Below are 26,406 nucleotides of genomic sequence, written 5' to 3'. Positions count from 1 at the left end.
TCCTCCGCCGCGCGGGGCGCCGTCTCGGCCGCCCGCACGGAACTCTGAGCCTCCCGGACGGAGTCGCGGGCGCTCGCCTGCAGGGCGCGGACCCGCGCCGCGGCGCCGCGCACGGCGGTCAGGGAGGGCGACCAGTCGTCCTCTGCCGCCGGGGGGGGGGGGGGGGGGGGGGGGGGGGGGGGGCCGGGCGCCCCCGGGGGGGCCCGGCGGGGGCCCCCCCCGGCGCGTTCGTCAGCGGCGACGCCAGTGGTAGCTGCGATGCCAATGATAGTTGCGGTGCCAGCGATAGTTGCGGTGCCAGCGGTAATTGCGGTGCCAGCGATAGTTGTAGGTCCGGTAGAAGCGTCGGCCTCCGTAGTAGCGGGCTCCGTAGAAGGCCGGGCCCGGGCCGTAGAACCGGCGGGCGTTCGGGACGCACCGGCCCCACGGGTTGAGGTGGAATCCGGGCCCGCACCAGTAGCCGACCCGGGTCAGCCCGCTCGCGTCGCCGGCCAGCGGCGCCGGTGAGAGCGGGGCCGCCGACGCCGGGCCCGCCAGGCTCAGGCCGCTCAACACAAGGGCCACGAGCCCCATCATCCGCATGAAATGCACGGCGTGATCCTCCCGCGACCGGCGCGCTGTCCGCGTCCGGATCGTGCGTCATGCTGCTTGCGGACCAAGATCAATGTCAATCGCCCGCATTCAGTCAATACCTGTATCAACTACGCATCATCATCTATGAGCCGCGCGATTTCGGTTATGTATTCAGTGTTCGTCAATGCATCCGTTCCAATCTGACGCACCCGGCGCGCCGGTGACGGATCGGGAGGGGACCATGAACAGCGCGGATCGTTGGGCCGGCGGACGGTCTCGGCCCATCGTGACGGCCGGCCTCGCCGCCCTCGTCCTCGCGCTCGCCGCCGGTCCCGGCGGCGCGCAGGACGGCTTCGGTGAGGGGGCCGGGCGCCCGGCCGACCTCGCGGCCGGCGCGGAGGTGGACGCGCTGCGGCCGGTCGTCGAGCGCTTGGCCGGCGCCTGGGTCGCGCGCGGGGCGATCCCGGGCCTGATCGTGGGCGTGAGCCACCGGGGGCGGCGCAGCTATTTCGGGTTCAACGGGGCCGGCGGCGCGCCCTACCGGTCCGACACGATCGTGGAGATCGGCTCGATCACCAAGGTGTTCACGACCGCGCTGTTCGCCGAGGCCGTCGATGCGGGCCGCCTGCGTCCCGACACGCCGCTGCAGGAGCTGTTGCCGAACCTGCGGCTCCGGCCCTGCACGGCCCAGATCACGCCGCTGCAACTCGCCGACTTCACCTCGGGGATGCCGACGCTGCCGGGCGACCTGCCGCGTGCCCTGGCGGAGCGCAGCGTCCGGACCTACCCGCCGGAAGCGTTCCTGGCCTGGGTGTCGCGCTGGAGCCCGGAGGGATCCGAGGCGGGCGGCTGCGCCCTGCCCGCCCCCTACCGGTACTCGAATGCCGGCATCGGCCTGCTCGGCTACGTTCTCTCCGAACGTCTCGGCGCGCCGTGGGAGAGCCTCGTGCACGAGCGGATCACCGGGCCGCTCGGGATGACCAGCACGGCGGTCACCGTGAAGCCGGCCGACCGCGCGCGTCTCGCGCAGGGCTACGGGATGGAGGGCCAGCCGGTCATGCCCTGGCCGGTCTTCGCGTGGTACGCCGCGGGAGCGCTCCGCTCGACCGCCACCGACATGCTCGCCTTCGGCGAGGCAGCGCTCGGGCACGAGGCGGTGAACGGCGCGCCCGTGCCGCCAGCGCTCACCCGGGCGCTGCGCGAGGCGATGACGCCGCTCTACCAGCCGGAGGGACAGACCTTCCGGCAGGGCATGGCCTGGATCGAGGAGATCGGCGACCCGGACGCGGGCCAGCGGCCGGTCTTCCTGAAGGTCGGGGGGACCGACGGCTTCAACAGCGTGGTCGTCGTCAATCCGGGCAAGGATCTCGTCGTCTTCGTGGCCGGCGGCCAGCCGAAGATCGGCGCGGAGCGCCTCGGCGTGGCGCTGTCCCGCCAGATCCGCTGAGCGGGCCCGGGCCGCGCGGGGCGCTCACCCCGCCAGCGCGGCCTCGATCCCGGCCTCGATCCCGGCCCCGATCGCCAGGAGCCGGCGGTCCTGTCCGTGCCGGGCCAGCAGCATCAGGCCCGCCGGCCGGGGCGGGCCCGGCATCGGCAGGGACAGGCCGGTGAGATCGAAGAAGTTGCCGAAGGCGGTGTTGCGCAGCATCAGGCGATTGGCCGCCAGGAAGGCCGCGTCGTCCGCCGCCAGCGGGGCGGTGAGCGGCGCCGTCGCGGCGGTCGCCGGGAGCGCCAGCACGTCGAGCGGGGCGAGGTGCCGGTCGAAGGCGGCGATCAGCGCGGCCCGTCGGCGCATCGTCCGGATGTAGCCCGCGGCCGTCGCGTTCCGGCCGGCCACGATGCGGCGATGCACCCGCGGGTCGTAGCGGTCGGCCGCGCTGTCCAGCCAGTCGGCGTGGATCGCCGCGGCCTCGATCGCCGCGAGGGAGCCGTCCGGGAGCGCCGCGTCCATGGCGGCGAGGTGGTCGTCGATCGGGTGATCGGCGATCCGGGCGCCGGCCCGGGACAGGCGGGACAGCGCCCGCTCGAAGGCCTCGGCGACCGGCGCCTCCGTCTCGGTGAACAGCAGGCCCCGCGGCACGCCGATGCGCAGGCCGGCGACGGCGAGCGCCTCCAGCGGCGCGGGCTCCTCGCCCGCCATCACGGCGTCGGCGGCCGCGCAATCCGCGACCGTCCGGGCGAGCGGCCCCAGGGAATCGAGGGCGTAGGACAGCGGGAACGCCCCCTCCAGCGGCACGCGGCTTGCGGTCGGCTTGAAGCCGACGACGCCGTTCAGCGAGGCCGGGATCCGGACGGAGCCGCCCGTGTCGGACCCGATCGCGATGTCGCTCGTCCCCTGCCCCACCGAGACCCCGGCGCCGGAGGACGAGCCCCCCGGGATGCGCGCCGGATCGGCGGCGTTGCCGGGAGTGCCGTAATGCGGGTTGAGGCCGAGCCCCGAGAAGGCGAACTCGGACATGTTGGTCTTGCCCAGGATCACCGCGCCGGCGCGGCGCAGGCGCGCGACCACCGGGGCGTCGGCCCGCGCGGGTGCCGCGTCGGCCAAGAGGACCGAGCCGGCGCGCGTCGTCTCGCCCGCCACGTCGAACAGGTCCTTGATCGAGACCATCGCGCCGTCGAGGGGGCCGAGGGAGATCCCGTCCCGGCGGCGCGCATCGGCGGCGTCCGCCGCCGCGCGGGCCTGCTCCGGGTAGAGGCGGGTGAAGACCGCCGGGTCCCCCGCGACGATCCGGGCCAGCCGGGCCTCGAGGGTCTCGCGTACGCTCATGGTCCTCACCGCATGATCTGATCCGGCCCGCCCCTGCAAGCGGAGGGCCGGTCGGGCCGGTCCGCGTCAGAACGTGCCGGGATAGGCGCCGCCATCCATCAGCAGGTTCTGCCCGGTGATGAAGCCCGCCTGCTGGCTGCACAGGAACGCGCAGGCGGCACCGAACTCGTCGGGGTGGCCGAAGCGGCCGGCGGGGTTGTCGCGGGCCCGCGCCTCCAGGAACGCCTCCACGGAGGTGCCGGCCTTGGCGGCCCCCGCGGCGGCGTTGCTGCGGATCCGGTCGGTGTCGAAGGGGCCGGGCAGCAGGTTGTTGATCGTCACGCCGTGCCGCACGGTCTTGCGCGCCAGGCCGGCCACGAAGCCCGTCAGCCCCGAGCGGGCGCCGTTCGACAGGCCGAGATGCTCGATCGGCGCCTTCACGGCGCCGGAGGTGATGTTGACGATCCGGCCGAACCCGCGGTCGATCATCCCGTCGACCGTCGCCTTGATGAGCGCGATCGGCGCCAGCATGTTGGCGTCGAGCGCCCGGATCCAGGCGTCGCGGTCCCACTCGCGGAAATCGCCGGGGGGCGGGCCGCCGGCATTGTTGACCAGGATGTCGGGCTCGGGGCAGGCGGCGAGCGCGGCGGCCCGGCCGGCCTCGGTGGCGATGTCGCCCGCGACGGCGGTGACGGTGACGCCCGTCGCGGCGCGGATCTCGTCCGCGGTCCGCTCCAGCGTCTCCGCGGTGCGGGCCGTGATCGTCACCGCGACGCCCTCCCGGGCGAGCGCCAGGGCGCAGCCCTTGCCCAGTCCCTTGCTCGCCGCGCAGACGAGCGCCCGGCGCCCGCTCAAGCCGAGATCCATGGGAAGCCTCCGTGAGCCGGCCCTCGCCGCGAGGGCACCCGGCGCGTCATAGCGCGCCGGGTGCCGTCCCCGGAAGCGGGCCGGGACGGGGCGCGGGGCCTCTCGGGGTCTCTCCGCCTCCGGAGGGCCGGTTCGGCGGCGGGCGCTTCACGGCCGGAACCGGGATCCGGCGCTCACCACGTGCGCAGGTCGCGGGCGCCGGGCACGTCCGGACGCTCCTCCCGTTCCGGAGCGACGAACCCCGCCCACAGCAGGGCCACCGCCCCGGTGAGGAGCGGGAGGGACGTGCTGAGGACGAGGCTGAGGGTCACGGCGATCCTGCCAGGCGGACGGTGTCGAGGCGACGAGATCAGAATTCCATATCCTGAGAATTGTTTTCGACGATTTAAGGCGAGTGCTCGCAATTGCGGTAGCCTGGGGGAAATCTGCGCGGCCGGCCCGCGTCGCGGCGGCCATCGCGCGTGATGGCGGTGTCGGACGCTCGGCCGAGGCCGACGCATCGCGGGTCCGCGCGATCCCGGCCGGGTGTCCGGGCGGATGTCCGGTCGACAGAGGCCGGTGCGCGCCGGCTCAGGGCTGATCCGCCGCTCCGGACAGGGCGCCGAACTCGTTGACCATGCATTCGTGCATCCGGCGCAGCCACGCCCGCGCCTCGGCCCGCTGGGCCTCCGCCCGTTCGGCCCGCTCGTCCGACGCGCGGGCCTGCGCCTCGGCCCGCTCGGCCCGGGCGAGCGCCGCCTGCAGGAGCGCCTCGGCGTGGCGGGCCCGCTCCTCCGCCGCGCGGAGCGCCGTCTCGGCCGCCCGCACGGAACTCTGAGCCTCCCGGACGGAGTCGCGGGCGCTCGCCTGCAGGGCGCGGACCCGCGCCGCGGCGCCGCGCACGGCGGTCAGGGAGGTCGACCAGTCGTCCTCTGCCGCCGGGGAGACGGGTGCGGGGGATGCGGCCGCGGCGGCGGAGAACAGCGCCACGACCCGGTCGATCGGGTCGGCGTGGCCGTCGCGCGGCAGGGCCGGGTCGGACAGGGGATGGGGCGCCGTCGGCTCGGCCCACGCGCGGGCGGCGCTCATGCCGCGGCCTGCTCGGTGAGGTCCGAGAACTCGGACAGGATCGCCTGCTGGACACGGTCCAGCCACTCCTCGGCCTGCCGGGCCCGATCCTCGGCGGCGCGGGCGCGGGCCTCGGCCGCCTTGGCGCGCTCCTCGGCGGCGACGACCTGCGCCTCGGCGCGCAGCTGGGCCTCGCGCGCCTGCATCTCGGCCATCCGGGCGCGCTCGTTGGAGGCGTGGACCTCCTCGCGGACCTGATCCAGCACCTGCTCGATCCGCGCCTCCCGCTCGCGCGCCTGGGCCTCGATCACGCGCGCCTGGCGGGCGGCGGTCTGCACCCGGTGGATCAGCGCGTCCCAGTCCCGCGGCGCGGCCGGCGGTGTCGGGGACTCGGCCCGCGCGTGCAGCGACGCGACGGCGCGCAGGACGTTGCCGAGGTCGGGTTCGGACGCGGCGCCGCGCTTGGCCTTGTCTGCGGGCCGGAACCGAGGATCGCTCAGAAGCCTCTGCAGCTCGCTCACGGATCCCCTGCTCCCTGTGTACGCAATTCTGATCCGACTAAGCTGTTTAGAATGGTTAACGAAGGATTAAACGGCGGGCGATCGGGTATTGGACAATTGATGACGGCGGCCGATCCGCGCGCGGCGGCCACGGCCGGGCGGGCCTCGCGCCGGCCCCGGATCGAAGCCGGCCGCAGGATCGCCGGCGCGCTCGCCGGATGTGCTGTTTGATACGGAATTCGCGCCCGGAATGACCGCGTATTCAGCTCATCGGTACGGTCTGAAATAGTTGTTCTGCAGGAGATCGCGATGGCCGGGAACCGCTCGGAAGAGGCCTGGAGGCCGGCCTTCAAGACCGGACAGATCTTCTTCGGGCAGCCGCAGGAATGCTGCGACTGCCTGATCTGGGAGCTCAGGACATCCGGCGCGCGGATCGAGGTCCAGCCCGAGGCGGTGCCACCGCACGCCGTCCGGCTCGTCTCGATCGCCCTGCTGCTGAACCAGGCCTGCGAGGTCGTCGCGCGCGAGGGCCGGACGATCGAGCTGAGGTTCTCCCCCCGTCCGGAGCCCGCGGGCGGTGCGCCCGACGCGACGCGGCCCGTGCTCGGCCGCACGCGGTTCCCGCCGCACCGGCCATAAGTCTCCCGCATCACCGCGAAGCACCCGAGGAGGTGCGTCATGTCCGCTCCGCAAGTCATCGCAACGATCTTCTTCCTGGTCTCGGTCGGCTCGGCGACGACGCTGGCCCTCATGGCGGCGGCCTCGGCCGTGCTGGACGCGGTCGCGGAGACCTGCGACCGCGCGCGGCCGGACGCGGGACGGGACCGCGCGCGCCGTGTCACGGAGGCCGCCTGTCGGCTGCGCCGCGCGGCCCTCGCCCGCGCCGCGATCCCGTAGGATCCCGTCCCGCCGACGGGTCGGGCATCGGTTCTGCTCGAGCCTCGTCGTCTCGCCACGCGAGAGGAGGCACGCGCGACTCCGTGATGGAAGAGCGGGCAGGCGCGATGCCGGAGGCCGCGACCGGTTCGGAGAACCCCTCTCGGCGGGCGATCCTGCCGTGACGTCAGTCTGGGGCGTTCAATCTGGGGACGGGCCGGGAGTCACGGCGTCGAATGGTGGAGACGACAGGGATCGAACCTGTGACCTTTCCCATGTCAAGGGAATGCACTACCGCTGTGCTACGTCTCCGTATCGACCGCGATCAGGTTCGACGAACCTGCAAGCCATCGAAATAGTCCAGACTGCTCAGGAACTTATGAGAGGGGCGACTACCGTGTCAAGGTAGTGCTCTCCCGCCGAGCTGCGCGTCCGGGTCGGCGCCGTTCGGGCTCCGGTGGGCGGGGCCTATAGCGGCTGCCCGGCGAGGGCGCAAGCGGAACCTGCGTGATCAGGCCGATCGATCGCGTCCCTCGATGGTCCGGCTGCGGCGCGCGCCGACCCGATCGCCCCGCGCCGCGCGCGGATAGCGCATTCTGCGTCAATGGCTTAGAGACGGGGAGAACGAGCCGGCGGGGGCAACCCGCCGGGATCCGTCTCCGGGCCGAACGCGCCATGGTGCACGCCGACGGGAAAATGCGCTATGGCCCTGCCGCTCGGCATCCGGCCGCGCCGCGACACATGGCGGACACTCGGCGCCGGCATGCCGCCGCCTCACGCTTCAGGACATGCGCTACTTCATCGACCACGATCAGGGCGACTCGATCCGCGGCTGGATCGTGCCGGACAATCCCCTCGCCATCAGCCGGGTCGTGGTCGCGGTCGACGGTCGACGCGTGGCCGAGGTCCCGGCGAGCGTCATCGACGAGGCGTTCAAGCGCAACGGCTGGCACGCCACCGGGCAATGCACCTTCGTGGTCAGCGAGGCCGAGGTGCCGGGCCTGTCCGAGATCCCGCGGCTCGAACTCTACGATGCCGACACCAACGTGCTGGTCTACCGCCGCATGCCGGTCGAGGGTCAGATCCGGCTGCGGACCATGCTGATCAACACCGGCATCGAGCCCGAGACCGTCCTCCAGACGGCGCTCTTCCCGTATTTCCAGCACTGCTACTTCGGCATCCACAAGCTGCCGGACGAGATCCTGAGCTGCGTCCTGGCCGGTCCGGCCGCCCCGTCGGCCTTCCTGTCGGGCGCCGTGACCATCCCGCGCTACGAGAATTTCATGACGCCGGACCTGATGGTCACGGCCATCCTGCTCCAGGAACCGCAGATCGAGATGGCGGCCCGGATGCGCTGGCTGAAGGCCCGGGCCGCGGATGCGGCCGATCCGGCGCGCAGCTGGCGCCTGGGGCCGCTGGCGGAGGCCGCCGCCTTCGCGGACGGGTACGACTTCTCCGACGTGAAGAGCCTCAAGCGCTTCTTCCGGATGCTGCCCGAGCCCGCCTACCGGCTGCTCTACAACCCGCTGACCCGCCAGCTCGGGACCCGCATGCCGGACGACCGGCTGCATCCGGGCAACTCGATCGCGGCGATCGAGATTCTCGCCCGGGTCGGGATCGTCGGCCACAAGACCCGGTTCCCCGCCTTCGCGTCGACGCTGTTCGACCGCCTCGGGATCGGCGCGCCGATCCCGACGCTGCCGGCGGTGCCGGCCGAGACGCTGGCGCTGGCCGAGCGCCTGAAGAGCGTCAAGGCGGTCGAGGACATGATCGTGTTCGACGTGGCCATGTCGGATGCCGTGAAGGCCTCGGTCGACAAGAGCTGGAGTTGATGGTGCGTTCGACCGGGCCGGCGGTGCCCGAATTCCGCCTCCCGACGGCGCAGGTCACGGGGCTCTGGGGCAAGCGGCGCGCGCTCCCGGCGCGGGCGGGCTCCGACGGGCTGCGCGTCGCGCTGCCGGATCTCGCGGGCCGCTGGGTCGAGATCATCCTGTCCAACGACCCGGCCGAGGCCCGCGACACCCTCCCCGACATCAGCTTCGTCGGTCCCGACGGACGGGCGGGCACGCTGCTGCCGCAGGAGGCCCGGGGCGGCGGCGCCTTCGCGTGGATCGGCTGCCTGCCCGAGGACGTCGTCGATCTGCGCGTCGCCGACCCGGCCGGGCGCGTCCCGGTCCGGCTGCGCCGGATCGCCGTGCGCCGCCTCGCCCGGCCGGTCCTGGCCGCCCGCGGGCTCCTGCGCGATCCCGGCCTGACCGTGCAGGCCTTCACCTGGCGGATCCTCGGCAAGAAGGTGCGCGCGCGGGGCTTCCTGGGCCGGGCGCTGCGCCACCGGCGCGTGAGCGGCTACGAGGCCTGGCTCGGGACCCACACCCTGCGCCGCGCGGAGCGGGACGGGATCGCCGCCGAGATCGCCGCCTGGACCGATCCGCCCCTGATCTCCGTGCTGATGCCGGTCCACGATCCGGACCCGAAGGTGCTGCGCGCCGCCCTGGCCTCGCTGCGCGCGCAGCTCTACCCCCACTGGGAACTGTGCGCCGTGGACGACGCCTCCACGCGCCCCGAGATCCCGCGGATCCTGAGCCGGGCGGCCGAGGCCGACCCGCGCATCCGCGTTCTCGCCCGGACGGAGAACGGCCACATCGCCCGGGCGACCAACGACGCGCTGGGCATGGCCCGGGGGGCGGTCTGCGCCTTCATGGACCACGACGACGCGCTCACCGAGGACGCCCTCTACGAGGTCGCCCGGGCGCTGCGCCGCGACCCGGGCCTCGTGCTGATCTACAGCGACGAGGACAAGATCGACGGGCGCGGCCGGCGATTCGACCCGCACTTCAAGTCCTGCTTCGACCGCGAGCTGCTCTACGCCCAGAACTACATCAACCACCTCACGGTCGTGCGCACCGAGGCGCTGCGCGCCGTCGGCGGCCTGCGCCCCGGCTTCGAGGGCAGTCAGGACCACGACCTGCTGCTGCGGCTGACCGACGGGCTCGACCCCGCCCGCATCCGCCACATCCCGCGGGTGCTCTATCACTGGCGCGCCGCGCAGGGCTCCGGGACCTTCTCGGACCGGGCGCTCGCCCGGGCGGAGGCCGCGCGCCTGCGCGCCCTGGAGGAGGTCGTGGCGCCCTGGGGCGGCCGCGCGGAGCGCGGTCCCGGCGGCTTCAACCGCCTGGTCCGGCCGCTGCCCGCGTCGCCGCCGCGGGTCTCCGCGATCATCCCGACCCGCGACCGGGCCGAGATCCTGTCGGTGACCCTCGACGGGCTGCTCGGCGCGACCGACTACCCCGACATCGAGGTGATCATCGTCGACAACGACAGCCGCGAGCCCGAGACCGCCGCCCTGTTCGCCCGCTACCGGGACGATCCGCGGGTGCGCGTCGTGCCGGTGCCGGGGGCGTTCAATTTCTCGGATCTGTCGAATCGCGGCGCCGCCGCGGCCACCGGCGCGGTGCTCCTGTTCCTCAACAACGACATCGAGGTGCTCGAGCCCGGCTGGCTCGCCGAGCTGGTCCGCCACGCCGTGCGGCCGGAGATCGGGGCCGTCGGGGCCAAGCTCCTCTACCCGGACCACACGATCCAGCACGGCGGCATCGTCCTCGGGATCGGGGGCGTGGCCGGCCACAGCCATCTCGGCGTCGCGGACGCGGATCCGGGCTATTTCTGCCGCATGGTCATCGCCCACGAGGTCTCGGCGGTCACCGGCGCGTGCCTGGCCATGCGGGCGGACGTGTTCGCGGAGGTCGGCGGCTTCGACGCGCAGGCCCTGAAGGTCGCCTTCAACGACGTCGATCTCTGCCTGAAGATCCGCCGGTCCGGCTACCGGATCGTCTGGACGCCCTTCGCGAAATTGATTCATCACGAGTCGAAGAGCCGCGGGGCCGAGGACACGCCGGAGAAGCAGAAGCGCTTCGAGGGCGAGGTGCTGACCATGCTCGACCGCTGGGGCCCGGAGCTGCGTGCCGACCCCTATTACAACATCAACCTGTCACGGAATTCCGCCCATTACCGCGTGTGAGCGGTCCTCGCTCCGTGGCGACACCGGTGGTCGCGGCCGCGCGGTGCTATGCATGCGTCAGTGGGTAAACTTGCGTCCGGAGCCGGTTGCGGTACCTCTGGACATGCCGCAAGAGGCAGTTCCGGCCAAGGCGTCCCCACGGGCGCGCGGCGAGGGCGACAATCAGAGATGAGTGCGAACACCCCTACGGTCGCGGGCCTGGAGCGCGACGCCCAGCAGGCGATGGGAGACCACAAGGTCCACCCCAACGAGATCGCCATCGGCGTGGTGATCGGACGCGCGTCCGAATACTTCGACTTCTTCGTGTTCGGCATCGCCTGCGTGCTGGTCTTCCCGAAGGTGTATTTCCCCTTCGTCGACCCGCTGAAGGGCACCCTCTACGCCTTCTCGATCTTCGCCCTCGCCTTCATCGCCCGGCCGCTCGGCACCGTGCTGTTCATGGCGATCGACCGGCGCCACGGCCGCAGCGTCAAGCTGACCACGGCCCTGTTCCTGCTCGGCGGGTCGACGGCGGCGGTGAGCTTCCTGCCGCGCTACGACAGCATCGGCATCTCGGCGGTCTACATCCTGGCCGGCCTGCGGATCCTGCAGGGCCTCGCCCTCGGCGGCGCCTGGGACGGCCTCGCCTCGCTGCTCGCCATGAACGCCCCGCGGGAGCGCCGCGGCTGGTACGCGATGATCCCGCAGCTCGGCGCGCCCCTGGGCTTCATGGTGGCGAGCGCCCTGTTCGCGTTCTTCATCGTCAACCTCGACGAGGCCGATTTCATCGACTGGGGCTGGCGCTTCCCGTTCTACTGCGCCTTCACCATCAACGTGGTCGCGCTGTTCGCCCGGCTGCGCCTCGTCGCCACCGACGAGTTCGCCCGGATGATGGACCTCGACCGGCTGCGCCCGGTCCCGGCCCTGGAGCTGTTCCGCCACCACGCCGGCGACGTGGTCCGCGGTGCCTTCGTGCCGCTCGCCGCCTTCGCGCTGTTCCACCTCGTGACGATCTTCCCGATCGCGTGGCTCGCGCTGAACAGCACGACCCGCTCGCCGGGCGAGTTCCTGATCGTGCAGTTCTCCGGCGCGATCGTGTGCGCCGGCGCGGTCGCGGCCTCGGGGCTGATCGCCGACCAGATCGGCCGCCGCAACTGCCTGATCATGAGCAGCTCGCTGATCGGCTTCTTCGCCCTCGGCAGCATCATCGCGCCGCTCCTGTTCGGCGAGAGCGCCATCGGCCAGACCATCTACGTCACGATCGGCTTCATGCTGCTCGGCCTCGCCTACGGCCAGACCGCGGGAGCGGTGAGCGCCCGCCTCGGCAACCGCTACCGCTACACCGGCGCGGCGCTGACCTCCGACTTCGCGTGGCTGATCGGGGCCGGTTTCGCGCCCCTGGTGGCCCTGTTCCTGTCGCAGCGCTACGGCCTGGCGATGATCGGCGTCTACCTCCTCTCCGGCGCGGTCTGCAGCCTCGTGGCCCTGTTCACCGACCGGTCGGAACTGCGCCAGATGTGAGTCGGCGGCCGGCGGCGCAGGCCGCCCGGCCCGCCCGTGAGCTGACTGGAACGCCGCCTCGCGCGGTACGGCAGAAGCGCCGCGGCAGCGGCATGGCAGAAGTGCCGCGGCAGCGGCCTGGGATGACGAGACGCGTGCTGTGACATCCACGATCCATCGACCGGACAGGACCGACACCGCGACCCGCCGAGGCGGTCGCGCTCGGCGCCTCCTGCCGCTCCTCGCCCTGCCGCTCCTGACCCTGCTCGGCGGCTGCAACTTCGTGGTCCTGCACCCGGCCGGCTACGTCGCTGAGCAGCAGCGCAACCTCGTGCTGGCGGCGACCGGGCTGATGCTCCTGATCATCGTCCCGGTGATCGCCTTCACGCTGATCTTCGCGTGGCGCTACCGCGCCAGCAACCAGGACGCGGTCTACGATCCCGAATGGCACCACTCGACGCAGCTCGAGGTGCTGATCTGGACGGCGCCGCTGATGATCATCATCGCCCTGGGCGCCCTCACGTGGATCGGGACCCACACCCTCGATCCGTTCCGGCCGCTCAGCAAGATCGACCCGAAGCGCGACGTCCCGGCCGGGACGGTGCCGCTCGAGGTCGAGGCCGTGGCCATGGATTGGAAGTGGCTGTTCCTCTACCCCCAATACGGGATCGCCACGGTCAACGAGCTGGCCGCGCCGGTGGACCGGCCGATCCGCTTCAAGATCACCGCCACCGACGTGATGAACACGTTCTACGTGCCCACGCTCGCCGGCATGGTCTACGCGATGCCGGGCATGCAGACCCAGCTCCACGCGGTGATCAACCGCGAGGGCGCCTACGAGGGCCGCTCGGCGCATTACAGCGGCGCCGGCTTCTCCAACATGTTCTTCAAGTTCCACGGCCTGACCACCGACAAGTTCGACCAGTGGATCGCCAAGGCCAAGGCCGAGGGCGGCGAGCTGACCCAGGAGGCCTACCTGAAGCTGGAGGAGCCGAGCGAGGCCGAGCCGGCGCGGTTCTACAAGTCCTACATGAAGGGCCTGTACGACCGGATCATCGGCATGTGCCCCCGGCCCGACCAGATGTGCGTCGGCGAGATGGCGAAGATCGACGCGCAGGGCGGCGCCACCGGCGCGGAGGCCGCGGACAACTACGCGCGTCTCCGGTACGACAACCGCCTCGCCGAGCGCGGCGTCGAGGGGCCGGGCGCGACGGCGCCGGCCTCCGGGACCGCGCCGCACGGCCAGACGCAGCCGCAGGGCATGCAGCCGCGGCCCGACATGGGCAACCCGCACGTCCGGGGCCAGACGACGCCGCCCGACGCCACGGGCCAGGGCTCCGGCGGGGGTCGGAGCGGGGGCATCCAGATCGCCCCCAAGCAGCTGAACCAGTGAGGCCGCGCGTGCTGACAGCGGACTCCACACACACAACCGGCGGTCGCCGTCGAACCCACTGAACGGGCCGATCCCATGTTCGCAAACCTGGACCTACAGCAGCTGCTCGTCGGGCGATTTACGATCGAGCAGATCCCCTATCACGAGCCGATCCTGCAGGGGACGTTCGCCGGCGTGGCCGTCGTCGGCCTCACCGTGCTCGGCGTCATCACCTACTACCGCTTCTGGGGGCCGATGTGGCGTGACTGGATCACGTCGATCGACCACAAGAAGATCGGCATCATGTACTGCATCTTCGCGGGCATCATGCTGCTGCGCGGCTTCGCCGACGCGATCCTGATGCGCTCGCAGCAGGCGGTCGCGTTCGGCGACCAGCAGGGCTTCCTGCCGCCGCACCACTACGACCAGATCTTCACCGCCCACGGCATGATCATGATCTTCTTCGTGGCGATGCCGTTCGTCACGGGGCTCATGAACTTCGCCGTGCCGCTGCAGATCGGCGCCCGCGACGTCGCCTTCCCGTTCCTGAACAATTTCAGCTTCTGGATGACGGTCGCCGGCGGCCTGCTGGTGATGGTCTCGCTATTCGTCGGCGAGTTCTCCCGCGCCACCTGGCTGGCCTACCCGCCCCTCTCGGGGGCGGCGATGAGCCCCGGCGTCGGCGTCGACTACTACATCTGGGCCCTGCAGATCGCCGGCATCGGGACGCTGCTCTCGGGCATCAACCTGATCGCCACCATCGTGAAGATGCGGGCGCCCGGCATGACCATGATGAAGCTGCCGATCTTCGTCTGGTCGTCGCTCTGCACCAACATCCTGATCGTGGCCGCCTTCCCGATCCTCACGGCCGTTCTCGCGATGCTGTCGCTCGACCGCTACGTCGGCACGCATTTCTTCACGAACGACCTCGGCGGCAACGCCATGCTGTACTTCAACCTGATCTGGATCTGGGGCCACCCGGAGGTCTACATCCTGATCCTGCCGGCCTTCGGCGTGTTCTCGGAGATCACCTCGACCTTCTGCGGCAAGCGCCTGTTTGGCTACACCTCGATGGTCTACGCGCTGGTGGTCATCACCATCCTCGCCTACCTCGTGTGGCTGCACCACTTCTTCACGATGGGCTCGGGCGCGGACGTGAACTCGTTCTTCGGGATCACGACCATGATCATCTCGATCCCGACGGGCGCGAAGATCTTCAACTGGATGTTCACGATGTACCGCGGCCGGATCCGGTTCGAGGTGCCGATGATGTGGGTGGTGGCGTTCATCGTCACCTTCGTGATCGGCGGCATGACCGGCGTCCTGCTGGCGGTGCCCCCGGCCGACTTCGTGCTGCACAACTCGCTGTTCCTGATCGCGCACTTCCACAACGTGATCATCGGCGGCGTGCTGTTCGGCATGTTCGCCGGCGTGACCTTCTGGTTCCCCAAGGCCTTCGGGTTCAAGCTCGACGAGTTCTGGGGGAAGGTGGCCCTCGTGTTCTGGGTGACCGGGTTCTACGTCGCCTTCATGCCGCTCTACGTGCTCGGCCTGATGGGCGTGACCCGGCGCATGCAGCACTTCGACGACCCGTCGCTGCAGATCTGGTTCGTCATCGCCGCCATCGGCGCGGCGCTGATCGCCTGCGGTATCGCCTCGCAGATCGTGATGTTCGTGGTCTCGATCCGCAACCGCGACCGGTTGCGCGACCTCACCGGCGACCCGTGGGGCGGCCGGACGCTGGAATGGTCCACCTCCTCGCCGCCGCCGGACTACAACTTCGCGTTCACGCCGGTGGTCCACGATTCCGACGCGTGGTGGGACATGAAGAACCGCGGCTTCGACCGCCCGCTCAAGGGCTATCGGCCGATCCACATGCCCAAGAACACCGCGGCCGGCGCGATCCTGGCGGCCCTGAACTTCACCTTCGGCCTGGCCATGGTCTGGTACGTCTGGTGGCTGGCGATCCTCAGCTTCGTGGCGATCTTCGTCGTGGCGATCGCCCACACCTTCAACTACAATCGCGACTACTACATTCCCGCCGACGTCGTCAGTCGGACGGAAGGTCAGCGGACGCGCGAACTGGAGATGGCGTGATCCGATGATGCACGCGGAGACTGCACCCCCCGGCGCCGCGGCGCCGGTCTTCTACCAGATCGACGAGGAGGGCCATCATTCCGAGGGCTCGACCATGCTCGGGTTCTGGCTCTACCTGATGAGCGACTGCCTCATCTTCGCGACGCTGTTCGCGACGTACGGGGTGCTCGGGCGCAGCTACGCGGCCGGCCCCACCCCGAAGGAGCTGTTCGACCTGCCGGGCATCGCGGTGAACACCGCCATGCTGCTGTTCTCGTCCATCACCTACGGCTTCGCCATGCTGGAGATGGACCGGGACCGCGTGAAGCAGACGCAGATCTGGCTCGCCATCACCGGCCTGTTCGGCGTCGCCTTCGTGGCCCTGGAGATCCGGGAGTTCGTCCACCTGTTCCACGAGGGCGCGCCGCCCTGGCGCAGCGCGTTCCTGTCCTCGTTCTACACCCTCGTCGGGACGCACGGCCTGCACGTCTCGATGGGCATCCTGTGGCTCGTCGTGCTGATGGTGCAGGTCAGCAAGCGCGGCCTGATCGTCGAGAACAAGCGCCGGCTGATGTGCCTGTCGATGTTCTGGCACTTCCTCGACCTGATCTGGATCGGCGTCTTCACCGTCGTCTACCTGATGGGAGTGCTCGAATGAGCGCCGACGCACACCACCTCGCCGGCCACGGTCCGGACACGCACGACCCCCACGCCCACAGCGAGGGCGGGCACGGCACCTTCCAGAGCTACATGACGGGCTTCGTCCTGTCGGTGATCCTGACGGTGATCCCGTTCTGGCTGGTGATGGGCAACGTGCTCGACAACAGCCTCGTCACCACCCTGGTGATCCTGGCGCTCGGCGGCGTCCAGATGGTCGTGCACGTCATCTACTTCCTGCACATGAGCACGAAGTCGGAGGGCGGCTGGACCTTCATGGCGCTGATCTTCACCATCACGCTGGTGGTGATCATGCTCGCCGGCTCGGTGTGGGTCATGTACCACCTTAACCACAACATGATGCCGATGGATGCCCACGACGTCATGAAGAACGCCCGCTGAGCGCGCGTTCGGTTTCGGGGCCCGCGGGGTCGGGAGGGGGGGCCGATACGGGCCCCTCCCCGGCCCCGCTCTCGTTGCTGCGGCGCGCCGTGTTCGGCGTCGGCGCGAGCCTCGTCTTCGTGGTGCTGCTGGGGCTCGGGACCTGGCAGGTGGAGCGGCGGGCCTGGAAGCTCGACCTGATCGCCCGGGTCGATGCCCGGGTCCATGCCCCGCCCGTGCCGGCGCCCGGCGCCGCCGCGTGGCCGCGCGTCGGCCCCGACGACGCCTACCGGCACGTCCGGCTCTCCGGCACTTTCCTGCACGATCGCGAGACCCTGGTTCAGGCCGTCACCGAACTGGGCGGCGGTTTCTGGGTGCTGACGCCCCTGCGGCGGCCGGACGGGACCGTCGTGCTGATCAATCGCGGCTTCGTGCCCGGCAACCGGCGGGACCCGGCGACCCGGGAAGCCGGGCAGGTCGCGGGCGAGACCGCGGTGACCGGCCTCCTGCGGCTGACCGAGCCCGGGGGGGCGTTCCTGCGCGCCAACGATCCGAAGGACGGCCGCTGGTATTCCCGCGACGTGGCGGCGATCGCCGCCGCCCGGGACCTGACCGACGTCGCCCCCTACTTCGTGGACGCCGACGCGACGCCCAATCCGGGCGGCCTGCCGGTGGGCGGCCTGACGGTGATCGCCTTCCCCAACAACCACCTCGTCTACGCGATCACGTGGTACGGGATGGCGCTGATGCTCTCCGGCGCCGTGATCTACCTGCTGCGGCGCGGTCCGGGGGACCGGGACGCTGAGGCCTGCTGAGGCGCCGGCGCCGCGCGGCCTCCGCGCGAAGCGTGACCGATAGGGGAGTAGCCCGCTCCGAGCGGGTCCCTATAATGGCGTGACAAACGCCACAACGAGTCAACGCCATGACCTCCCGCATCCCGAACTTCGCCGAAGTCCCGTTCTCAGGCGAATCGCTCGCGGTGGCGGCTCCGGCGCTCGGCGAGCCCTGGATGACGCCGGAGGGCATCCCGGTGAAGGGCCGCTACGGGCCGGAGGACCGGGAGGGCATCGAGTTCCTCGACACCTATCCGGGGATCGCGCCGTTCCTGCGCGGCCCCTACCCGACCATGTACGTCACCCAGCCCTGGACGATCCGGCAATATGCCGGCTTCTCCACGGCCGAGGATTCGAACGCCTTCTACCGCCGCAACCTCGCGGCCGGGCAGAAGGGCCTGTCGGTCGCCTTCGATCTCGCCACCCACCGCGGCTACGATTCCGACCATCCCCGCGTCTCGGGCGATGTCGGCATGGCGGGCGTGGCGATCGACTCGATCTACGACATGCGCACGCTGTTCTCCGGCATCCCGCTGGACGAGATGACCGTGTCGATGACGATGAACGGCGCCGTGCTGCCGATCCTCGCCCTCTACATCGTGGCCGCCGAGGAGCAGGGCGTGCCGCCGCAGAAGCTCGCGGGCACGATCCAGAACGACATCCTCAAGGAGTTCATGGTCCGCAACACTTACATCTATCCCCCCAAGGGGTCGATGCGGATCATCTCGGATATCTTCGCCTACACGTCGAAGAACATGCCGAAGTTCAATTCGATCTCGATCTCCGGCTACCACATGCAGGAGGCCGGGGCGACGAACGACCTGGAGCTCGCCTACACGCTCGCCGACGGCGTCGAGTACATCAAGGCCGGGCTGGCGGCCGGGCTGACCATCGACCAGTTCGCCCCGCGCCTGTCGTTCTTCTGGGCGATCTCGACCAACTTCTTCATGGAGGTCGCCAAGATGCGGGCCGCGCGCCTGATCTGGGCGAAGCTCGTGAAGGGGTTCGATCCGAAGTCGGAGAAGTCGCTCGCCCTGCGCACCCACTCGCAGACGTCGGGCTGGTCGCTCACCGCCCAGGACGTGTTCAACAACGTCACCCGCACCAACATCGAGGCGATGGCGGCGACACAGGGCGGCACGCAGTCGCTCCACACCAACGCGCTCGACGAGGCGCTGGCGCTGCCGACCGACTTCTCGGCCCGGATCGCCCGCAACACCCAGCTGTTCCTCCAGCAGGAGAGCGGCACCACCCGGATCGTCGATCCCTGGGGCGGCTCCTACTACGTGGAGAAGCTCACCGCCGACATGGTCGCCCGGGCCTGGGAGCACATCCGCGAGGTCGACGGGCTCGGCGGCATGGCCAAGGCGATCGAGGCCGGCATCCCGAAGCTGCGCATCGAGGAGGCCGCCGCGCGGGCGCAGGCGCGGATCGATTCCGGCCGCCAGACCATCGTGGGCGTGAACAAGTTCCGGGCCGACGACGAGATGGCGATCGAGCTGCTGCGGGTGGACAACGGCAACGTCCGCCGGCTCCAGATCGACAAGCTCAAGCGCCTGCGCGCCGAGCGCGACGAGGCGACGGTCGCGGACCGGCTCGACGCGCTCACGAAGGCCGCCGACGGCACCGGCAACCTGCTGGAACTCGCCGTCGACGCGGCCCGCGCCAAGGCGACGGTGGGCGAGATTTCCGAGGCCCTGGAGAAGGCCTGGGGCCGGCACCGCGCCGAGATCCGCTCGATCTCCGGCGTCTACAAGCGCGAGGTGGGGGGCATGTCGCCAGTGGTCGAGGAAGTCCGGGCGCTGGTCGAGGCGTTCGAGGAGAACGACGGCCGCCGGCCGCGCATCCTGGTCGCCAAGATGGGCCAGGACGGGCACGACCGCGGCCAGAAGGTGATCGCCTCGGCCTTCGCGGATCTCGGCTTCGACGTGGATATCGGGCCGCTCTTCGCCACGCCGGCGGAGGCCGCCCGCCAGGCGGTGGAGAACGACGTCCACATCGTCGGCGTCTCGTCGCTGGCGGCCGGCCACCTGACGCTGGTGCCGGAGCTGAAGGCGGCGCTGACCGAGCAGGGCCGCGACGACGTGATGATCGCGATCGGCGGCGTCATCCCGCCGGGCGACTACGACGCGCTGACGGCGGCCGGCGCGGCGGCGATCTTCCCGCCCGGCACGGTGATCGCCGAGGCGGCCGCCAAGCTGATCCGCGCTCTGAACGAGCGGCTGGGCTACGCGGCCCGGCAGGCGGCGGAGTAGGGCGAGCCTCCCGCGGCGGCCGGGCTGGCCGCCGCGGACCTTATTCCGAGGCGCCTCAGTTCAGCGCCTGCGGGTCCGCCTCCGTGAGGAACGCCCCGACGGTGTGGAGGAACTGCATGCGGTTCTTCTCCATCATCACCGTGTGGGTGCCCTCCCCCAGCTCGACGAAGCGCTTGTAGGGGGCGTGGGTGAGCTTGGCGAAGTATTCCTGGGCCTGGTAGCTCGGCAGGTCGGCGTCCCACTCGGCGTGGATGATCAGCACCGGCACGCGGATCTTGCCCGGGTCGTAGAGCGGCTTGCCGGCCGCCCAGTAGGCGTCCTTGTCGGCGACCGTGCCGTTCGGCGCGCGCAGGACCGGCGGCGACCGCTTCGCCCCGGCCGCGTCGGTCGCGAAGGTCGCGTCGGCCCACTGGTCGAACCAGCCCGCCGGGATCAGGTCGGCCTTCTTGTCCTCGGGCACCCCGGTCAGCCAGCGGGCCCGGGCGCTGTCCCGGCTGACGGTGCGGTAGGCCCCCACCTTGCCGCCGCCGCCGATCAGGCCCGGCGTGCGCGCGAGCCATTGCGGCGCGTAGAGGACGAGGCGGTTGACGCTGTCGTTGTGGGTGCTGGTGTAGAGCCCCATGGTGGAGGTTCCCCAGGACCAGCCCATCAGGTCGATCTTCTCGACGCCGCGCCGCTTCTTGATGAAGTCGACGACCTGCCCCACCACCTTGGCGGCGTCGGGCGTGCGCATCAGCGGCGGGTTGTCGTCCGGCGGCGCGTCCATGGCGGCCGGACGGCCCGACAGGCCGTAGCCCGGCAGGTCCACGCAGTAGACGTCCAAGCCGAGGCCCGCGAGGTAGTCCATGGCCGACATCCCGCCGAGCGGCAGGTCGAAGGCCGTGGATGACGGGTAGGTCGAGCCGTGCACGTAGAGCAGGATCCGGTCGCCCGGGAACGTGTCGGTGCCGGCCGGGCGCTTGTTGCGCACGTAGATGTCCACGCCGGGCTCGCTCCAGGGCAGGCGGAACTCTTCCGTGGCCAGCCGGGCCGCGAGAGCCGCGACGGCAGGGGCCGCCGAGGCCGCGACCGCCGCTCCGGCGGCGAGCGCCCCGACCAACTCGCGCCGGGCCAGGCCCCGGCCCGGTCGTGCCGCGTTCGGATCTGTCCGCATCGGTCTGTCCGCCATGGTTTCCTCCGGTCCGCCTTGTCCGGCGGCTCGGGCGATTGAACCGGCGGGTACCGGCGGGCGCAACGCTCCGGAGCGGCAGGCGGCGGACAGGCGGCGGGTTCCGCCGCCCGATCCGGCGAATCCGCGTGAAAAAAGCTCGCCCCTGTCGCCGGGGCTGGTGACGCCGCGCCTCCGGGCGGGCATTGAGGCGCAGGATCCCGGGAGACGCCCGCTTATGACGACTCCGACCACCGTCGCCACCACGCCGTTCCCCGACCAGAAGCCGGGCACCTCCGGCCTGCGCAAGAAGGTGCCGGTGTTCCGGCAGCCGAACTACGTCGAGAACTTCGTCCAGGCGATCTTCGACACCCTGCCCGACAAGGCGGGCGCCACCCTGGTGCTGGGCGGCGACGGCCGGTTCCTCAACCGCGAGGTGGTGCAGAAGACGCTGCGGCTGGCCGCCGGAAACGGCTTCGGCCGGGTCTTGGTCGGGCAGGGCGGCCTGCTCTCGACGCCGGCCGCCTCCTGCGTGATCCGGAAGGCCAAGGCGCTCGGCGGCATCGTCCTCTCGGCGAGCCACAACCCGGGCGGCCCGGAGGGCGATTTCGGCATCAAGTTCAACGCCGCCAACGGCGGCCCGGCACCGGAAACCGTCACCGACGCGATCTTCGCGCGGGCCAAGGCGCTGACCGAGTACCGCGTCGTCGAGGCCCCGGACCTCGACCTCGACACGCTCGGCGACATCCGCCTCGGCGCCATGACGGTCACGGTGATCGACCCGGTGGCCGACTACGCCGAGCTGATGCGCACGCTGATCGACTTCGACGCGGTGTCGCGGCTGTTCGCCTCCGGCTTCCGCATGCGCTTCGACGCCATGAGCGCGGTGACGGGGCCGTACGCGACGGCGATCCTCGAAGGGATGCTCGGCGCCCCCGCCGGCACGGTGGTCAACGCCGTGCCGAAGGAGGATTTCGGCGGCCACCACCCGGACCCGAACCCGGTCCATTGCCACGACCTGTTCGACCTGATGCAGGGCCCGGACGCGCCGGATTTCGGCGCCGCCTCGGACGGCGACGGCGACCGCAACATGATCGTGGCACCTAGCCTGTTCGTGACGCCGAGCGACAGCCTCGCCCTGCTCGCCGCCCACGCCCACCGGGCGCCGGGCTACGCGGGCGGGCTCGCCGGTGTCGCGCGGTCCATGCCGACGAGCCGCGCCGCCGACCGGGTCGCGGCCGCCCTCGGCATCGAGGCCTACGAGACCCCCACCGGCTGGAAGTTTTTTGGCAATTTGCTGGATGCCGGGCTGATCACGCTCTGCGGCGAGGAGAGCGCCGGCACCGGCTCCAACCACGTGCGCGAGAAGGACGGGCTCTGGGCAGTGCTGCTCTGGCTCAACATCCTGGCCGCCACCGGCGAGCGCGCCGACGCGCTGGTGCGGGCGCATTGGCGCGCCTACGGGCGCGACTACTACGCCCGCCACGATTACGAGGAGGTCGATTCCGACGCCGCCAACGGCCTGATGGACGCGCTCCGCGAGAAGCTCGCCGGGCTGCCGGGCACGCGGATCGGCAACCTCACGGTGTCGACGGCCGACGAGTTCGCCTACCGCGATCCGGTGGACGGCTCGCTCACCGAGCGCCAGGGCATCCGGATCGGCTTCGCCGAGGACGCGCGGGCGGTGTTCCGGCTCTCGGGCACCGGCACCGCCGGGGCGACGCTGCGGGTCTACCTGGAGCGCTACGAGAACGCGCCGGACCGGCTCGACTTGGCCGTGGCCGAGGTGCTGGCCCCGGTGGCGGCCGCGGCCCGCGCGATCGCCGAGATCGCGCCGCGCACCGGAAGGCCTGAGCCGAGCGTGGTGACCTGAGGGGAGCCGGAAGACGGCAGGGCCGGCGCCGATTCCTCAAACCAGGTCCTTCACCATGTGCACGGTGACGTCGTCGTCGCGGGTCCGGCCCGGTCCGTCGTAGAGCTCCTCCCGCTCCACCCGGTAGCCGAGTGCCCCGTAGAGGCGCAGGTTCGCCGTGTACTTCTTGTTGGTGTAGAGGCGCAGTCGCGCCAGTCCGGCCTCGGCCGCGACCGCGTCGGCCCGTCCCATCAGCCGGCTGCCGAAGCCCCGGCCCTGGAAGGCCGGGTGCACCGCGACGTTGACGACCAGCAGGTGATCGGCCTCGGCCCGCGTCTCGATCAGGCCGGCGAGATCCGGGCCGGCCAGCAGCAGGTCGAACCGGTGGTCCCGCAGAGCCTGCGCGTAGTCCGCCCGCATGGGGATCGGCAGGCGGCCGATCACCGGGATCCACTTGGTGTAGGCCGCCTCCACCAGCGCCCGGATCGCCTCCGCGTCCGCGGGCGCACCGCGCCGGAGCGCGACTGACTCGTCCATCTGACCTCTCACGGTTGACCGCGGCGCGTCCGTCCCCTAAAGACCCGCCCGTCGATGGGGCTCCGCACGGGGCCCCGTCGCGTTTTCACGCGCACCCGTGGGCGGGATCCTCCCGCCCTGTCGTCCCGGACCGCGAAGGGCCGGGAAAAGGAGGGCGCGTTCCTCATTCTCGTCACGAGAGGACGCGGAAGATATGTCGAAGCGGATTCAGGCGAAGCACAAGCTCGACCGCCGCATGGGCCAGAACATCTGGGGCCGCCCGAAGAGCCCCGTCAACCGCCGCGAGTACGGCCCCGGCCAGCACGGCCAGCGCCGCAAGGGCAAGATGAGCGACTTCGGCACGCAGCTGCGCGCCAAGCAGAAGCTCAAGGGCTACTACGGCAACATCACCGAGAAGCAGTTCCGCCGCTACTACGCCGAGGCGATCCGCCTGCGCGGCGACTCGGGCGAGAACCTGATCGGCCTGCTCGAGCGCCGCCTCGACGCCGTCGTCTACCGGGCGAAGTTCGTCGCCACCCCGTTCGCCGCGCGCCAGTTCGTCAACCACGGGCACGTCAAGGTGAACGGCGTCCGCGTCAACATCCCGAGCTACCAGGTGAAGGCCGGCGACCTCATCGAGGTCAAGGAGTCGTCCCGCCAGCTCGAGATCGTCATCGTGGCGACCCAGCTCTCCGAGCGCGACGTGCCGGACTACATCGAGGCCGACCACGCCAAGATGACCGCCCGCGTCACCCGCATCCCCAGCCTGTCCGAGGTGCCCTACCCGGTGCAGATGGAGCCGAACCTCGTCATCGAGTTCTACTCCCGCTGATCCTGTCGCCCCGGCGACCGATGGAGGGGCTGCCCGTTCGGGCGGCCCCTTCGCGTTTCGACACCCCCGTCCCGAAGGCCGGCCTCCGGCACCCGGGACGGGGCGCGGGCCTCAGCAGCCGTGGCAGATCGAGCCCATCGTGTGCCGCATCTTGCTGTCCCAGGCCTTCGAGCGGGCCTCGGCGGCCTTCTGAGCCTTGATCATCTCGGCCTGGCTCACGGGCTGCGGCAACCCGGTGGCCGCGGCGTTGCCCGGCGGCTTGGTCTGGCTCATGGGGGTCACCCGGCGGCCGCCCACGATGGGGCCGGTCGGGGCGGCGGCCGGGCCGGGGCCCGCGCCCGGAGCCGGGCTCTGGGCCAGCGCCGGCGTCGCCCCGAGCAGGAGGCCGAGAAGCAGCGCGGGACGAAGAATTGCCATGGACGTGATCTCCCCGGCGGAGGATCCTGTGCCGGCCCCGCCTCATCTGGCGGCGATCCTATCCGATCACACCTTTAAAATCATGCCGACGGCAGATCCCCGGTGAGCGCCGGTCCGCCCCTGAACCGCCGTGAGGCCGTCGCCGCGGCCCTGGCCCGCCTCGCCCCGCGCCTGCCGGATTTCGAGGCGGAGGCCGCGCTCGACCGGGCGCTGGCGAGCCCCGGCCTCCGCCGGGCCGCCCCCGAGACGGCGGCCCGCCTCGCCCTCGTGGCCTACGCGCGCCACGTCTTCACGGATTACGACGACCTCCTCGCAGACGGCTACGACCGGGACAGCGCCCGGCACTTCGTCCTCGAAGACCTCAACGCCGCGCTCGCCGCCTGGGGCGCCGCGCCGGTCCCCGAGGACGAGCCCGGCGCGCCCGGGTCCGATCCGCGCTGAGGCGGTCGCGCCGGGCTCCGCCATGCTGTAGGAGACCGGCCCGGGGCCGCCCCGCGGCCCGTTCCGGTGCCGCTCGTGGAGATTGGCAGAAGACCATGAAGATCAGCGCGCGCAACGTTCTCAAGGGTACGGTCGTCTCGGTGGAGAAGGGGGCGACCACCTCCCACGTGAGGATCGAGATCAGCCCCGGCCAGGTGGTCACCGCCTCGATCACCAACGAGGCCGTCGAGGCCCTCAAGCTCGTCGCCGGCGGTCCCGCCTACGCGGTGATCAAGGCCTCCGACGTCATGGTCGCCGTCGACTGACGGCGGCTCGCGCGGCGTCCTCCGGGGACGGGGGCGCCGCGCATCCACCACGCTCCGGGTCCGGGCGGGGGCCGGCCGCCTTCGCGCCGCCGCCGCCGCCGGATAGGATGAGCCCGGACCAAGGAGTTCCGCGCGTGCAGAAGACCGTGCTCGGCATCGAGACCACCTGCGATGAGACCGCCGCCGCGGTGGTGTCGGTCGACGAGGAGGGCGGCGCTCAGATCCGCGCCAACGAGGTGCTCAGTCAGATCGCCGAGCACGCGGCCTACGGCGGCGTCGTGCCGGAGATCGCCGCCCGCGCCCATGTCGAGGTGCTCGACCGGCTGATCGCCCGCGCCCTCGACCGGGCCGGGACCGGCTTCCGGGACCTCGACGGCATCGCGGTGGCGGCCGGGCCCGGGCTGATCGGCGGCGTGCTGGTCGGCCTCGTCACCGCCAAGACCCTGGCGCTCGTGACCCGCAAGCCCCTGCTCGCCGTCAACCACCTGGAGGCCCACGCCCTCACGGCGCGGCTCACCGACGGCATCGCCTTCCCCTACCTGCTGCTCCTGGTCTCGGGCGGCCACACCCAGCTCGTCGCCGTGCGCGGCGTCGGCGACTACGTGCGCCTCGGCTCCACCGTCGACGACGCCATCGGCGAGGCCTTCGACAAGGTCGCCAAGCTCCTGGGCCTCGGCTATCCCGGCGGCCCCGAGGTCGAGCGCGTGGCCGAGGCCGGCGATCCCGAGCGCTTCGCCCTGCCCCGGCCGATGCTCGGCCGCCGCGAGGCCGACTTCTCCCTCTCGGGCCTCAAGACCGCCGTGCGGATCGAGGCCGAGCGGATCGCCCCGCTGGCCGAGCGCGACGTCGCCGACCTCTGCGCGAGCTTCCAGGCCGCCGTGGTCGACGTGGTGGTGGACCGCGCCCGGGTCGCCCTGCGCGCCTTCTCGGACGTCGCCGGACGCCCCACCGCCCTGGTGGCGGCGGGGGGCGTGGCGGCCAACGGCGCCGTCCGGCGGGCGCTGGCGTCCCTCGCGGGCGAGGCGGGCCTGAGCTTCGTGGCCCCGCCCCTGCCCCTCTGCGGCGACAACGGCGCGATGATCGCCTGGGCGGGGCTGGAGCGCCTGCGCCTCGGGCTGGTGGACGACCTCACCGCCCCGGCGCGGCCCCGCTGGCCGCTGGCGGCCGCCCCGGCCCGCGCGGCGGTCCCGGCCGGATGAGCGCGGCGGACCGGCGC

At 71.6% G+C, this 26,406-nt stretch carries 26 protein-coding genes and 1 tRNA gene; 17 read left to right on the top strand and 10 right to left on the bottom strand.

Annotated features, from left to right (window positions below):
• Window positions 1-231: 231 nt before the first annotated feature.
• Window positions 232-582, bottom strand: a complete 351-nt coding sequence (locus ACLBYE_RS19015; protein WP_447695357.1) for a GCG_CRPN prefix-to-repeats domain-containing protein — start codon at window positions 580-582, stop codon at window positions 232-234.
• 232 nt (window positions 583-814) lie between these two features.
• Between ACLBYE_RS19015 and ACLBYE_RS19010 the strand changes: the two genes are divergently transcribed.
• Window positions 815-2,020: a serine hydrolase domain-containing protein gene (locus tag ACLBYE_RS19010; RefSeq protein WP_447695356.1), complete on the top strand. Its 1,206-nt coding sequence runs from the start codon at window positions 815-817 to the stop codon at window positions 2,018-2,020.
• A gap of 24 nt (window positions 2,021-2,044) precedes the next feature.
• On the opposite strand, the gene ACLBYE_RS19005 is transcribed toward ACLBYE_RS19010, so the two are convergent.
• From ACLBYE_RS19005 to ACLBYE_RS18985, 5 genes are all read right to left on the bottom strand, one after another.
• The gene (locus ACLBYE_RS19005) at window positions 2,045-3,340 is read right to left on the bottom strand and encodes an amidase (RefSeq protein ID WP_447695355.1); all 1,296 of its coding nucleotides are present in this window, start codon (window positions 3,338-3,340) and stop codon (window positions 2,045-2,047) included.
• A 66-nt stretch (window positions 3,341-3,406) separates the two neighbouring features.
• Window positions 3,407-4,186, bottom strand: coding sequence for an SDR family oxidoreductase (locus tag ACLBYE_RS19000; RefSeq protein WP_447695354.1), 780 nt, complete (start codon window positions 4,184-4,186; stop codon window positions 3,407-3,409).
• 173 nt (window positions 4,187-4,359) lie between these two features.
• Entirely contained in the window at window positions 4,360-4,497 is a 138-nt protein-coding gene (locus tag ACLBYE_RS18995; protein WP_020093244.1) for a hypothetical protein, read from the bottom strand.
• Between the two features lie 259 nt (window positions 4,498-4,756).
• The gene (locus ACLBYE_RS18990; protein WP_447695353.1) at window positions 4,757-5,254 is read right to left on the bottom strand and encodes a hypothetical protein; all 498 of its coding nucleotides are present in this window, start codon (window positions 5,252-5,254) and stop codon (window positions 4,757-4,759) included.
• Complete coding sequence (locus ACLBYE_RS18985; protein ID WP_056523293.1) at window positions 5,251-5,754, bottom strand: hypothetical protein; 504 nt, start codon at window positions 5,752-5,754, stop codon at window positions 5,251-5,253. The genes ACLBYE_RS18990 and ACLBYE_RS18985 overlap by 4 nt, the downstream gene beginning before the upstream one ends.
• Before the next feature lie 288 nt (window positions 5,755-6,042).
• Here ACLBYE_RS18985 and ACLBYE_RS18980 point away from each other — a divergent pair, with 288 nt between their 5' ends.
• Both ACLBYE_RS18980 and ACLBYE_RS18975 read left to right on the top strand, forming a co-directional pair.
• Complete coding sequence (locus ACLBYE_RS18980; protein WP_447695352.1) at window positions 6,043-6,372, top strand: hypothetical protein; 330 nt, start codon at window positions 6,043-6,045, stop codon at window positions 6,370-6,372.
• Window positions 6,373-6,411: 39 nt separating this feature from the next.
• Window positions 6,412-6,630: a hypothetical protein gene (locus ACLBYE_RS18975; protein ID WP_447695351.1), complete on the top strand. Its 219-nt coding sequence runs from the start codon at window positions 6,412-6,414 to the stop codon at window positions 6,628-6,630.
• Window positions 6,631-6,846: 216 nt separating this feature from the next.
• Here ACLBYE_RS18975 and ACLBYE_RS18970 read toward each other — a convergent pair.
• Window positions 6,847-6,921, bottom strand: a tRNA-Val gene (locus ACLBYE_RS18970).
• Window positions 6,922-7,397: 476 nt separating this feature from the next.
• Here ACLBYE_RS18970 and ACLBYE_RS18965 point away from each other — a divergent pair.
• The 9 genes from ACLBYE_RS18965 (at window position 7,398) to scpA (ending at window position 19,680) form a co-directional block, all read left to right on the top strand.
• Complete coding sequence (locus ACLBYE_RS18965) at window positions 7,398-8,441, top strand: hypothetical protein (protein WP_447695350.1); 1,044 nt, start codon at window positions 7,398-7,400, stop codon at window positions 8,439-8,441.
• A complete protein-coding gene (locus tag ACLBYE_RS18960; protein WP_447695349.1) occupies window positions 8,441-10,627 on the top strand; it encodes a glycosyltransferase family 2 protein in 2,187 nt (728 codons plus the stop codon). Before ACLBYE_RS18965 ends, ACLBYE_RS18960 begins: the two co-directional genes overlap by 1 nt.
• A 168-nt stretch (window positions 10,628-10,795) precedes the next feature.
• Window positions 10,796-12,127: an MFS transporter gene (locus ACLBYE_RS18955; protein WP_447695348.1), complete on the top strand. Its 1,332-nt coding sequence runs from the start codon at window positions 10,796-10,798 to the stop codon at window positions 12,125-12,127.
• Window positions 12,128-12,266: 139 nt separating this feature from the next.
• Window positions 12,267-13,499: a ubiquinol oxidase subunit II gene (gene cyoA / locus ACLBYE_RS18950; RefSeq protein ID WP_447695347.1), complete on the top strand. Its 1,233-nt coding sequence runs from the start codon at window positions 12,267-12,269 to the stop codon at window positions 13,497-13,499.
• 75 nt (window positions 13,500-13,574) lie between these two features.
• Window positions 13,575-15,575, top strand: a complete 2,001-nt coding sequence (gene cyoB, locus ACLBYE_RS18945) for a cytochrome o ubiquinol oxidase subunit I (RefSeq protein ID WP_447695346.1) — start codon at window positions 13,575-13,577, stop codon at window positions 15,573-15,575.
• A 4-nt stretch (window positions 15,576-15,579) separates the two neighbouring features.
• Complete coding sequence (gene cyoC, locus ACLBYE_RS18940) at window positions 15,580-16,212, top strand: cytochrome o ubiquinol oxidase subunit III (protein ID WP_447695345.1); 633 nt, start codon at window positions 15,580-15,582, stop codon at window positions 16,210-16,212.
• Window positions 16,209-16,613, top strand: coding sequence for a cytochrome o ubiquinol oxidase subunit IV (gene cyoD / locus ACLBYE_RS18935; RefSeq protein WP_447695344.1), 405 nt, complete (start codon window positions 16,209-16,211; stop codon window positions 16,611-16,613). The genes cyoC and cyoD overlap by 4 nt, the downstream gene beginning before the upstream one ends.
• Window positions 16,614-16,687: 74 nt before the next feature.
• Window positions 16,688-17,407 (top strand): SURF1 family protein, encoded by a 720-nt coding sequence (locus ACLBYE_RS18930; protein ID WP_447695343.1) that lies wholly within the window; start codon window positions 16,688-16,690, stop codon window positions 17,405-17,407.
• A gap of 107 nt (window positions 17,408-17,514) precedes the next feature.
• Window positions 17,515-19,680: a methylmalonyl-CoA mutase gene (gene scpA, locus ACLBYE_RS18925; protein WP_447695342.1), complete on the top strand. Its 2,166-nt coding sequence runs from the start codon at window positions 17,515-17,517 to the stop codon at window positions 19,678-19,680.
• Between the two features lie 55 nt (window positions 19,681-19,735).
• Here scpA and ACLBYE_RS18920 read toward each other — a convergent pair whose 3' ends face one another.
• On the bottom strand, window positions 19,736-20,848 hold the full coding sequence (locus ACLBYE_RS18920; protein ID WP_447695341.1) for an alpha/beta hydrolase: 1,113 nt from the start codon (window positions 20,846-20,848) through the stop codon (window positions 19,736-19,738).
• Between the two features lie 217 nt (window positions 20,849-21,065).
• Here ACLBYE_RS18920 and ACLBYE_RS18915 point away from each other — a divergent pair, with 217 nt between their 5' ends.
• On the top strand, window positions 21,066-22,700 hold the full coding sequence (locus tag ACLBYE_RS18915; RefSeq protein WP_447695340.1) for an alpha-D-glucose phosphate-specific phosphoglucomutase: 1,635 nt from the start codon (window positions 21,066-21,068) through the stop codon (window positions 22,698-22,700).
• Between the two features lie 36 nt (window positions 22,701-22,736).
• Here the strand turns inward: ACLBYE_RS18915 and ACLBYE_RS18910 are convergent, their stop codons facing one another.
• Window positions 22,737-23,216, bottom strand: coding sequence for an N-acetyltransferase family protein (locus ACLBYE_RS18910; protein ID WP_447695339.1), 480 nt, complete (start codon window positions 23,214-23,216; stop codon window positions 22,737-22,739).
• Between the two features lie 193 nt (window positions 23,217-23,409).
• Between ACLBYE_RS18910 and rpsD the strand changes: the two genes are divergently transcribed.
• Window positions 23,410-24,027 (top strand): 30S ribosomal protein S4, encoded by a 618-nt coding sequence (gene rpsD / locus ACLBYE_RS18905; protein WP_447695338.1) that lies wholly within the window; start codon window positions 23,410-23,412, stop codon window positions 24,025-24,027.
• Window positions 24,028-24,138: 111 nt separating this feature from the next.
• Here rpsD and ACLBYE_RS18900 read toward each other — a convergent pair whose 3' ends face one another.
• Window positions 24,139-24,444 carry a hypothetical protein gene (locus ACLBYE_RS18900; protein WP_447695337.1) on the bottom strand — a complete coding sequence of 102 codons (306 nt, stop codon included), beginning with the start codon at window positions 24,442-24,444 and terminating at the stop codon, window positions 24,139-24,141.
• 102 nt (window positions 24,445-24,546) lie between these two features.
• On the opposite strand from ACLBYE_RS18900, the gene ACLBYE_RS18895 reads away from it, so the two are divergent.
• The 3 genes from ACLBYE_RS18895 to tsaD all read left to right on the top strand — a co-directional run bounded on the left by ACLBYE_RS18895 (window position 24,547) and on the right by tsaD (window position 26,389).
• Window positions 24,547-24,885 (top strand): DUF2293 domain-containing protein, encoded by a 339-nt coding sequence (locus ACLBYE_RS18895; protein ID WP_447695336.1) that lies wholly within the window; start codon window positions 24,547-24,549, stop codon window positions 24,883-24,885.
• Between the two features lie 95 nt (window positions 24,886-24,980).
• Window positions 24,981-25,190, top strand: coding sequence for a TOBE domain-containing protein (locus ACLBYE_RS18890; RefSeq protein WP_020093225.1), 210 nt, complete (start codon window positions 24,981-24,983; stop codon window positions 25,188-25,190).
• Window positions 25,191-25,324: 134 nt separating this feature from the next.
• On the top strand, window positions 25,325-26,389 hold the full coding sequence (gene tsaD, locus ACLBYE_RS18885; protein ID WP_091978264.1) for a tRNA (adenosine(37)-N6)-threonylcarbamoyltransferase complex transferase subunit TsaD: 1,065 nt from the start codon (window positions 25,325-25,327) through the stop codon (window positions 26,387-26,389).
• Window positions 26,390-26,406 lie beyond the last annotated feature (17 nt).

The organism is Methylobacterium sp. A52T, from assembly GCF_053346095.1.
This window is presented reverse-complemented; position numbering and strand designations above follow the sequence as displayed.